The sequence below is a fragment of the Paracoccus ferrooxidans genome, from assembly GCF_029909815.1.
In the GTDB taxonomy this organism is placed as follows: Bacteria; Pseudomonadota; Alphaproteobacteria; order Rhodobacterales; family Rhodobacteraceae; genus Paracoccus; species Paracoccus versutus.
Genome location: NZ_CP038198.1, coordinates 325,819 through 335,979 on the forward strand (window position 1 = coordinate 325,819; position 10,161 = coordinate 335,979).

Consider the following 10,161-nt stretch of genomic DNA (forward strand, 5'->3'; position numbering starts at 1 on the left):
GCATGTCCGTTGCGCCCACATGGCTCAGCGGCGAAGGCTGGCGGCACAGGGACAGCGGCATCGAGGGGCTTTATTCCAGTGACCTGGCGCTGGACGTGGCCCGGCGGGCCGAGGCGGCGCATATGGATTTCGTCTTTCGCCCCGACGCCAGTTTCCTGCCCCTGCCGGTGATGGCGCAGTCCTTCGGCTTTTCCAGCCTGGACCCGACCTTGCTTCTGGCCTCGATCGCGCGCGAAACCCGCCGGATCGGGCTGGTCACGACCATCTCGACCACCTTCGGCCATCCCTATCACGCCGCGCGCCAGCTGATGTCGCTGCATTGGCTCAGCCGGGGCCGGGCGGGGTGGAACGTCGTCACCGCCTTGCAGGGCAACGAGAATTTCGGCCTGCCCGAGATGCCCTCGTCCGAGGCGCGCTATGCCCGCGCGGCCGAGTTCACCGAGGTGGTGCGCCGGCTCTGGGCCAGCTTCCCGGCCGAGGCGCTGCTGGTCGACCGCGAGAACGGCCGCTATGCCGATACCGACCTGATCCTGCCCATCGACCACCACGGCCCGCAGTTCCAGGTCAGCGGGCCGATGAACCTGCCGCAATATCCCGGCCCGGACATTCCGCTGATGCAGGCCGGCGGATCAAGCCTGGGGGTGGATTTCGCCGGGCAGGTCGCCGACATGGTCTTCGGCATGACGCCCGACATGCCGACCGCGCTGGAGATGCGGCGGCAATTGTCCGAACGCGCGCTGGCCCATGGCCGCCAGCCGCGCGACGTGCGGCTGCTGCCGGGCCTGAGCCTTTACCTGGGCGAGACGCGGGACGAGGCGCGGGCGCTGTTCCTGGCCACCCATGCCCGGATCGACCGCCGCCAGCGCATGCGGCTGGCCCAGGAATTCCTGGGCCTCGACCTGCGGGACTGGCCCGAGGACCGGCCGATCACCCCGGCGGACCTGCCGGCCGACCACCGCTCGTCCCGCTGCGCCAGCCATTGCGAGGCGCTGCGCCGCATCGTGCGCGACCAGCGTCCGACGCCCGCCGACCTGCTGGCCCGGCCCGAGATCCTGGCCTCGGTGCATTGGCAGGTGATCGGCACGGTCGAGGATGCGGTCCAGGAGATCGCCGCCTGGTTCCGCGCCGGCGCCATCGACGGCTTCATCGCCGTGCCGGGCGGCTCGATCCGCTCGCTGGACCTGCTGCTGGAGGCGCTGATCCCGCGGCTGGTGCAGGAGGGGCTGTTTCGGCCGCGATACTCGGCCGACACCCTGCGCGGCCATCTGGAGGAATGACCGGCCGCCCGGCCGCAAGCTGCGCGAGTGCAGGATCGGGATAGCGATCCGGCTCCCGCTGGCGGTTTCGCGGGCCGGTCGCGCTCGTGCCCCGTGCGGCCTCATCGCCCGGTGACAGGTCGCCCAGACGGGGACCGTGAACCGCGCGAGCGCCGATCGGGACCATGCGATCCGCTCCCGCTGGCGGTTTCGCGGGCTGAGCTGGCTCTCGCGGTCTTGCCCCGTGCAACCTCATTGCCCGATGACAGGCCGCTCGCGCCGCCTATAGTGGTCCAGCGCAATGCAGGAGGATGAATCATGCATGTTGTATCGCTGCTTCGCACCGACATGTTCGCGATCCGCATCGGCGGCAGGCCCGCAGGGCTGGACGAGCTTTTCCCCGGCTGGACCGAGCTTGACCGTTTCGGCCTGGTGATCGACGAGCCCGTGGGCGGGGTCGGCGCCACCCACCTGCTGCAATCCGCGATGATGGCCTATTACGACGCGAAGCCCTCGCGTCGCAGCAGCCGTGCCGTCTATCCCGAGATCTATGCCTTCCATATCGGCAAGTGCCACGGCGCCCATGCGCCCTATGATTTCTGGCCCGCCCGGCGCGAGGTGATCCTGCGTACCGACGATCACCGCGAGGTGCTGGATGCGATCAACGACCGCGGCATCACCCGCCTCGCCGTTCCCGACCGCCCCTTGCGCGAGGTGGTGCATCGCCCGAAAGAGGTCGAGGCGGCGCTCGACCGCATCGCCTCTGCCTTCGTCTATGACGCCTCGGGGCGGGTGACGGGTGGCGATGTCGAGATCGCGGGAACCGACAGGCGCACCGAGTTCAATCCTGCGCAGGTGCTGCGCCCGGTTTCCGAGATCGTCGCGATGCGCCGTGCGCCCGGCGCGGTCTCGAGCAGCGGCATCCCGATCAAGGAAGCCGATGACGATTATGCGCATTGGCTGGTCGCCTGCGACGCCGAGATCGCCCCCGAAGAGCGGGAAAGGGCGCTGCAGACCCGGCAGGCCCTGCGCTCGCCCGAGGGGCTGGCGACCGAGACCTATCGCCGGGTGGAGGTGTCCGAGGCGCTGAAGCGCCTGGCTTTTGCAGGACAGCCCCGCCGCGCCGCCGCGGCGGAATGAGGGTCGCGGGACATTCGCCATGACCGACCCAGCGGCATGGTGTGGCGCTTCCCCAATCAGCCGCGCAGCATCCGGGCGATCCGTTTCGCCATGGCCTTGGCCGAGGCGCTGAAGCGCCTGGCTTCCGCAGGACAGCCCCGCCACGCCGCTGCGGCGGAATGAGGGCCGCAGGACATTCGCCATGACCCACCGGCCCAGCGGCATGGTGTGACGCCTCCCCAATCAGCCGCGCAGCATCCGGGCGATCCGTTTCGCCATGGCCTTGGCCGAGGCGCTGAAGCGCCTGGCTTTTGCAGGACAGCCCCGCCGCGCCGCCGCGGCGGAATGAGGGTCGCGGGACATTCGCCATGACCGACCCAGCGGCATGGTGTGGCGCTTCCCCAATCAGCCGCGCAGCATCCGGGCGATCCGTTTCGCCATGGCCTTGGCCGAGGCGCTGAAGCGCCTGGCTTCCGCAGGACAGCCTCGCCACGCCGCTGCGGCGGAATGAAGGCCGCAGGACATTCGCCATGACCCACCGGCCCAGCGGCATAGCGTGGCGCTTCCCCAATCATTCCCGCAGCAGCCGAGCGATGTGCCGGGCAGTGGCCTTGGCCGAGGCGGGGTTCTGGCCCGTCACCAGCTGCCCGTCGGCGACGACATGCGGGACGAAGGGCAGCAGTGCCTTGCGGTAGAGCGCGCCCCGCCGGGCCATCTCGGCCTCGGCATCGAAGGGCATCGCCTTGGCCACCCCGGCGAGGATCTCCTCGCGCCATGAAAACCCGGTGACGCGGCGGCCCGCCACCAGAAGCCGGCCGTCCGAAAGCCGGGTGTTCAAGAGCCCGCAATAGCCGTGGCAGACCGCGCCGACGATGCCGCCCCGCTCCCAGATTTCGCGGGTGATGCGCTGCAATCCGGCGCTGTCGGGGAAATCCCACATCACGCCATGCCCGCCGGTGAAATAGATGGCGTCGTAATCGGCCGGGTCGATCCGGTCGGGCGCGGCGGTCTCTTCCAGCAGCGCCATCCGGGTCGGATCGTCCCGCCAGGCCCGTGCCGAGGCGTCCAGCAGCGGCCATCTCAGCGCCCGCGGTTCCAGCGGCGCGCGGCCGCCCTGCGGGCTGACCAGGTGCTGGGCATGGCCCTGGGCGGCAAAGATGTCCCAGGCATGGGTCAGTTCCGACAGCCACAGCCCGGTGGGGTGGCTCGGGTCGTCGTAATGCGCGACATTGGTCATGACATGCAGGATGCGTTTCATGGCCGATCCTCTCACGCCTGACGGCGGGCCTGCAACCAGGCGCGATAGCGGCGGCTGCGCCAGGCGGTCCTGACCTGGTCGAGGACCGCCACGCCGGGCGCCCAGGCGCGGGGCGTCGGTGCCTTGCCCGCACCCATGCGGCGCAGTTGCAGCTTGGCCAGCGCCATGGTGGCGAGGCTCGCCAGCGGGCGGCTTTTCCAGCGCACCCCTGGCACCTCGGCCACCGCCTCTCCCGCGCGCCAGCGGTTCGGCAGGTCGGGCGCCCAGGCCAGCGCCTGCGCAAGGCCGACCATGGCCACGCCGGGGCGGCTGTCATCGGGGGCCAGCGCGGCCTCGGCCGTGGCGCGGCGGCGGATCCCGCCCGTGACCAGCACCGGCATATGCGCCACCGCCACCACGTCGCGGGCGAAATCGACGAAATAGGCCTCGCGCGCCACGGTGCTGGCGGCGGCGGGCCGGCCATGCATGGCCGGGCTTTCGTAGCTGCCGCCCGACAGCTCGACCAGGTCAACGGGTAGGTCGTTCAGCATCCGCACCACGGCGACCGCATCCTCGGCCCCGAACCCGCCCTTCTGGAAATCCGAGGAGTTCAGCTTGACCCCCAGTCCGAAGCCGGGCGAGACCCGCGCGCGCACCGCCCGGACGATCTCGACCAGCAGCCGGGCGCGGTTCTCCAGGCTGCCGCCCCATTCGTCGGTCCGCAGGTTGGCCAGCGGCGACAGGAACTGGCTCAGCAGATAGCCATGTGCGGCATGGATCTGCACCCCGTCGAAGCCCGCCTGTTCGGCCAGCGCGGCGGTCTCGGCAAAGCGGCGGATCACCTCGGCGATCTCGGCCCCGGTCATGGCGCGGGGCTTGGCGAACAGGCGCGAGGCGCCCTCCATCCGCATCGGCACCGCTGAGGGCGCGATGGCCTCGGGCGTGGTGCGGGCAAAGACCTGGCGGCCGGGATGGTTGATCTGCATCCAGAGCCGCGCCCCGTTCACGCGCCCCGCCGCCGCCCAGTCCTTGAACGGCGCCAGCGGCTGGCTTGCGTCGAGGATAACCCCGGCAGGCCCCGTCACCGCATCGGGCGCGACCATGACATTGCCGGTGACGATCAGCCCGGCGCCACCCTCGGCCCATTGCCGGTAAAGCCGGCCCAGGCGTTCCCCCGGCAGGTGGCGCAGGTCGGCCATGTTCTCCTCCATCGCCGCTTTGGCGATGCGGTTGGGGATGGTCTGGCCGCTGGGCAGCTGAAGCGGCTGGAACAGCGGGGATTGGGACATATCCGGCATGCGGCGCGATCCTTTCTTGTCGTGTCGCATCGGGATATAGGGTTTGAACCTAGGTTTAAGGTCAAGGGGCCAGAATGAAGATCGGTGAGATCGCGAAAGCAGCAGGCGTGACGACCTCGCACATCCGCTTCTACGAAAAGCGCGGCATCGTCGCGCCTGCCGCACGCGGGCCGAACGGCTATCGGGACTACCCCGAGGAACTGGTTGCGCTTTTGCGTTTCATCGAGCAGGCGCAGGGGCTGGGCTTCACCCTGCGCGAGATCGCCAGTGTCGAGGTCAGCCCTGGCCCGCATCCGATCTCCTGTGCCGAGGCGATCCGCCTGCTGAGCGCAAAGCGCGAGGCGGTGGACGCGCTGATCGCCGAGGCGCGGCAGCGAAAGCGCAGGATCGAGGCGCTGATCGGGGAGTTGCAGGCGAGCCAGGCGGGAACCGCGGGATAAGGGCGGGCAGGGCCCTTGGCCCCGTCGGTGTCGAGTGTCGGGCCAAGCCGGCTTGCGATTGCCTGCGACGATCTCGATCGTCCTGCTATTCGCGCAGGGCGGCCGGATCGTTGACGAGAAGCCGCATCTCGCCTCGGTGCGTGAGGCGGAGGTCGGTGTCCCAAGGGGGCTGCTGGGAAACGGTGCCTTGGCGGCGATCCGTCGGCTTCGGCACCGGGACGGGTTCAGAGGAAAGGCCGGTCGCGGTTTCTCGCCTGCGGCGCGGGGCGGCATCTGGGGGCTGTTGGGAAACGCGGTCTCGGCGATGCGATCCGTCGGCTCAGGCGCGGGGACGGGTGCAGAGGAACGGCTCGCCGCGGGCGGCAGACCGTGGTGCCGAGCGGCAATCCCGCGGGCGGCTATGCGGGAAGGCTGGCGATCCCGGTCGATTTCGCCGCCAGGCGCGGCATGGGCATGGCGCCGCCACCCGGAAACGGCTGAGCCGCGCGGCGCGGGACAGACCCCTTTGGCCCGGCCGGGCCGGGCACGGCGCGCCTGGATTGATGCGGATCAAGGACGGCAAGGGCGAATCGGGCTAGGATCAAACGATCCGGGCAAGCCGCCGCCAGCTCGTTTCCTCCTTGCCAACGAGGTCATCCATGTGCGCGGTATCCCTTGACGAAGCCCCGGACGGCGCGCTTGGGGTGCGCGCCATCGAGGCCCCGCCCGAAGAACAGCTTCGCCTGTCCGATCTTGGCCTGCATGTCGGCTGCCGCCTGCGCGTGGTGCAGCGCAGCGGGGCAGGGCTGCTGGTGTCCATCAACGAGGATGCGCGGCTGACGCTGGGCCTCGACACCGCGCGGCGGGTCAAGGTGCGGCTGCTGGAGCCGGCGATGCCGGCGCTGACGCTTTCCGACCTGGTGCCGGGGGACAGGGCGCGGATCCTCGGGCTGGGCCATGGCGCCGCAGGCTATCGCCAGCGGCTGATGTCCATGGGCCTGACGCCCGGCGTCGAATTCGCCATCACCCGCGTCGCGCCCCTTGGCGATCCGGTCGAGATCAGCCTGCGCGGCTTTGCCATGAGCCTGCGCAAGGCCGAGGCCGCCCTTCTGTCGGTGGAGAAGCTGCAATGACCATCGTCATCGGCGTCGTCGGCAACCCCAATTGCGGCAAGAGCACGCTTTTCAACATCCTGACCGGCGCGCGGCAGGAGGTGGGCAACTGGCCCGGCGTGACGGTCGAGAAAAAGACCGGCCGCTTCCGCCACCAGAACCGGGTCTATGAGCTGGTCGACCTGCCCGGCGTCTATTCGCTGGGCGCGACCGTGCAGGTGTCCGAGGACGAGCGCGTCGCGCGCGACTTCGTGCTGTCGGGCGCGGCGCAGGTGATCGTCAATATCGTCGATGCCTCGAACCTTGAACGCAACCTCTACCTCACCACACAGCTGCTGGAGATGCAGGTGCCCATCGTGGTCGCGCTGAACATGGTCGACATCGCGGCGCGGCGGGGGCTGGCCATCGACCGGGCGGGGCTGGAGCGCGCGCTCGGCTGCCCGGTGATCGAGGTCGTGGCCTCGCGCGGGACCGGCATCGAGGCGCTGAAGCGCGCGATCACCGCCGCCCCCGGCCCCGGCACCCAGCCGCGCTATGCGCCCGAGATCGAGGCCGCCGTCGCCGCGCTGATGCCCCATGCCGGCAGCCGCTGGCGGGCGCTGAAGCTGATCGAGGGCGATCCGCCGACGCTGGCCGGGACCGGGGGCGAGCTGGAAGCCCAGATCGCCGCCGCCCGCGACGGGCTGGAGCGCGCGCTGGGCGAGGACAGCGACATCCTGATCGCCGATGCCCGCTTCGGCTTCGTGACCGGGATCGTCTCTGCGGTGCTGACCCGGCCGCATGACGTCTCGCGCACCATGTCGGACCGGATCGACCGGGTGGTGCTGAACCGCTGGCTGGGGATCCCGATCTTCCTGGCGATGATGTATCTGATGTTCTTCTTCACCATTTCCATCGGCGGCGCCTTCATCGACTTCTTCGACATCGCGGTGGGCGCGGTGGCGGTCGACGGCTTCGGCCGGGCTCTGTCCTCGATCGGCCTGCCGGAATGGCTGGTGGTGCTGCTGGCCGACGGGGTGGGCGGCGGCATCCAGACGGTGGCGACCTTCATCCCGATCATCGCCTTTCTCTACCTGTTCCTGTCGGTGCTGGAGGATTCGGGCTACATGGCGCGGGCGGCCTTCGTCATGGACCGGGCGATGCGCTTCATCGGCCTGCCGGGAAAAAGCTTCGTGCCGCTGATCGTCGGCTTCGGCTGCAACGTGCCCGCGATCATGGCCACGCGCACGCTGGAAAGCCGTCGCGACCGGCTGCTGACGGTGATGATGGCGCCCTTCATGTCCTGCGGGGCGCGGCTGCCGGTCTATGCGCTGTTCGCCGCCGCCTTCTTTCCCGAAACCGGGCAGAATCTGGTCTTCCTGCTTTACGTCATCGGCATCGCCGCGGCGGTGCTGACCGGGCTTCTGCTGAAGAACACGGTGCTGAAAGGCGATGCCTCGCCCTTCATCATGGAACTGCCGCCCTATCACCTGCCGACCTTCACCACGGTGATCCTGCGCGCCTGGGACCGGCTCAAGGCCTTCATCGTCAAGGCCGGGCGGGTGATCGTGCCGGTGGTCGTGGTGCTGAACTTCCTCAATTCGGTCGGCACCGACGGCAGCTTCGGCCACCAGGACGAGACGGATTCGGTCCTGTCCGCCATCGGGCGCGGCATCGTGCCGGTGTTCCGCCCCATGGGCATGACCGACGACAACTGGCCCGCCGCCGTGGGCGTCTTTACCGGCATCCTGGCGAAAGAGGCGGTGATCGGCACGCTGAACGCGCTTTACACCCAGCTTGGCGTCGCGGAAGCCGGCGGCGAGGCGGCCGAGGAAGAGGCGCCCGGCATCGGCGAACAGATCGCGACCGCCCTTGCCACAATTCCCGCGAACCTGGCCGATGCCTTCGGCTCGGCCGGCGATCCGCTGGGGATCGACGTCTCCTATACGGCCGAGGGCGAGGATGCGGTGGCCGAGGAGCTTGAGGTCGCCCCCGCCGCCTTCCGCGCGATGGAGGCGCGTTTCGACGGGCAGGCCGGCGCCTTCGCCTATCTGCTGATGATCCTGCTCTACATGCCCTGCGTGGCCGCGGTGGGCGCGATCTGGCACGAGGTCGGCTGGCGCTGGACCGCGTTCTCGGCCGGCTGGACCACGGGTCTGGGCTGGACGGCGGCGACGCTGTTCTACCAGGGCGCGCGCTTCGGCCGCGACCCGGCGCAGGCGACGCTCTGGATCGCCTTTTGCCTGGCGCTGCTGGCCGGGTCGATGGCCGCGCTTTGGGCGGTGGGCCATTCGGTCGCGCGCAGGCGGCTGCCCGAGCGCCCCCCGCTGCCGGGCCGGATCGGAGGTGCTGCATGACCACGCTGACCGCCCTTCGCGACTATATGGAGCGCGCGCATCGCGCCAGCCTGACCGACCTGTCCATCGCGCTGGAGACCAGCCGCGACAACGCCCATGCGATGATGCAGATCTGGGCCGCCAAGGGCCGTGCCCGGCTGGTGGCCGATGCTTGCGGTTCCTGCGGCAAGGGGCCGGTATGCTGCACCTGCCCGGTGGCCGAGATGCTGCCCGAGGTCTGGGAATGGATCCCGCGCGAGGTGCCCCATGGCTGATCCCATGCCCGATCTGGCCCCTTTCCTGCACCTGCGCCGCCATGTCACCGTGGCCCATCACGTTGCCGGCCGCATCCGGCTGAAGCTGGCGCCCGCGGCGCTCAGGGACATGCCCTCGGCCGATCCGGCGCCGTTCCTCGACCTGCTGCACCGCCTGCCGGTGCGGATCGCGCGGCTCAACCCGGCGGCGCTGTCGGTGGTGGTGGAATACGATCCGCAGGTGATCGGCGCGGCGGATTGGCAGGTCATCTTGAACGGAGGGGCCGCGGAGATCGCCGCGGCCCTGAACCGCCAGCTTGGGGACGGCGCGTCCCCGCACCAGTCGCAAAGGAGCATCCCATGAGCAACGATTATCAATCCGGCCCCGGCCAGCCCCACGGCTGGGGCTATGGCCAGGGGCCGCAGGGCGGGCCCTATGGCTATGGTTTGGGTCCGGGACCGGGTCCGCGCCGGGTCGATCTGCTGGACGTGCTGGAGGGGGTGATGCAGGACGGGCTCAGCCTGTCGAACCTCGGCCGGATCGCGCGGGCCAGCGGCTCGAAATTCTGGCTCGGCGCGGCCATCGGCGCCGGCGTGGTGGTCCTGGCCCGCAAGCCGGAACTGCGCGAGGTCGTCTCGCACGTCTTTCACAAGCCCGGTCAGGAGGGGTGAGCATGTCGAGCAAGGATAACGGCGGGGTGCATTATCACTATCACTTCTACGGCAGCCAGGGCTGGCCGGCGCCCGATCCGGCCCAGCAGATGGCCCCTCAGCCCCAGCCGCAACCCCAGCCATGGGCCGGCCCGCCGGCCTTTCCCGGCTATCGCGGCCAGCCCGGCCAGCCCGCGCCGGGCATGGCCAATCCGCACCCGCATCCGCAGGCGGATTCGCTGGTCAAGGGGCTGGCGGTCGGCGCCGGCGCGGCCTGGCTTCTGACCAGCGAGCCGGCGCAGCGCGTCATCATGCGCACCGCGGTGCAGCTTTGGGCGACGCTGCAGGGCGGGATCGAGGAGCTGAAGGAACGCTATCACGACGCCGAGGCCGAAGCGGCCGCCGAAGCCCCGGCGACGCCCGAGGCCCCCGCTGAGCCCCAGGCGGCGGTCGATCCCCAGGCCGACCGCAGCGGCCCGCGCCCGGTGAACGGCTAGGCC

The 10,161-nt window shown here is 70.2% G+C and carries 11 protein-coding genes; 9 read left to right on the top strand and 2 right to left on the bottom strand.

The window, feature by feature from the left end; genetic code table 11:
* The first annotated feature begins 2 nt into the window (after positions 1–2).
* Positions 3–1,277, top strand: coding sequence for an NtaA/DmoA family FMN-dependent monooxygenase (locus E3U26_RS01625; protein WP_243784625.1), 1,275 nt, complete (start codon positions 3–5; stop codon positions 1,275–1,277).
* Between the two features lie 297 nt (positions 1,278–1,574).
* On the top strand, positions 1,575–2,396 hold the full coding sequence (locus E3U26_RS01630; RefSeq protein WP_243784624.1) for a hypothetical protein: 822 nt from the start codon (positions 1,575–1,577) through the stop codon (positions 2,394–2,396).
* A gap of 550 nt (positions 2,397–2,946) precedes the next feature.
* On the opposite strand, the gene E3U26_RS01635 is transcribed toward E3U26_RS01630, so the two are convergent.
* Both E3U26_RS01635 and E3U26_RS01640 read right to left on the bottom strand, forming a co-directional pair.
* Entirely contained in the window at positions 2,947–3,633 is a 687-nt protein-coding gene (locus E3U26_RS01635; protein WP_499105246.1) for a type 1 glutamine amidotransferase domain-containing protein, read from the bottom strand.
* An 11-nt stretch (positions 3,634–3,644) separates the two neighbouring features.
* Positions 3,645–4,910, bottom strand: coding sequence for an NADH:flavin oxidoreductase/NADH oxidase family protein (locus E3U26_RS01640; protein ID WP_499105247.1), 1,266 nt, complete (start codon positions 4,908–4,910; stop codon positions 3,645–3,647).
* A 74-nt stretch (positions 4,911–4,984) separates the two neighbouring features.
* Here E3U26_RS01640 and E3U26_RS01645 point away from each other — a divergent pair, with 74 nt between their 5' ends.
* From E3U26_RS01645 to E3U26_RS01675, 7 genes are all read left to right on the top strand, one after another.
* Positions 4,985–5,350, top strand: coding sequence for a MerR family transcriptional regulator (locus E3U26_RS01645; protein WP_499105249.1), 366 nt, complete (start codon positions 4,985–4,987; stop codon positions 5,348–5,350).
* Positions 5,351–5,988: 638 nt separating this feature from the next.
* Positions 5,989–6,462 carry a FeoA family protein gene (locus E3U26_RS01650; protein WP_499105250.1) on the top strand — a complete coding sequence of 158 codons (474 nt, stop codon included), beginning with the start codon at positions 5,989–5,991 and terminating at the stop codon, positions 6,460–6,462.
* Positions 6,459–8,777 carry a ferrous iron transporter B gene (gene feoB, locus E3U26_RS01655; protein ID WP_499105251.1) on the top strand — a complete coding sequence of 773 codons (2,319 nt, stop codon included), beginning with the start codon at positions 6,459–6,461 and terminating at the stop codon, positions 8,775–8,777. The genes E3U26_RS01650 and feoB overlap by 4 nt, the downstream gene beginning before the upstream one ends.
* Positions 8,774–9,031 carry a FeoC-like transcriptional regulator gene (locus E3U26_RS01660; RefSeq protein ID WP_072462561.1) on the top strand — a complete coding sequence of 86 codons (258 nt, stop codon included), beginning with the start codon at positions 8,774–8,776 and terminating at the stop codon, positions 9,029–9,031. The genes feoB and E3U26_RS01660 overlap by 4 nt, the downstream gene beginning before the upstream one ends.
* Positions 9,024–9,374 (top strand): hypothetical protein, encoded by a 351-nt coding sequence (locus tag E3U26_RS01665; RefSeq protein WP_499105253.1) that lies wholly within the window; start codon positions 9,024–9,026, stop codon positions 9,372–9,374. The genes E3U26_RS01660 and E3U26_RS01665 overlap by 8 nt, the downstream gene beginning before the upstream one ends.
* Positions 9,371–9,682: a hypothetical protein gene (locus E3U26_RS01670; RefSeq protein WP_499105254.1), complete on the top strand. Its 312-nt coding sequence runs from the start codon at positions 9,371–9,373 to the stop codon at positions 9,680–9,682. Before E3U26_RS01665 ends, E3U26_RS01670 begins: the two co-directional genes overlap by 4 nt.
* A gap of 2 nt (positions 9,683–9,684) precedes the next feature.
* On the top strand, positions 9,685–10,158 hold the full coding sequence (locus tag E3U26_RS01675; protein ID WP_499105256.1) for a hypothetical protein: 474 nt from the start codon (positions 9,685–9,687) through the stop codon (positions 10,156–10,158).
* The last annotated feature ends 3 nt before the right edge of the window (positions 10,159–10,161 follow it).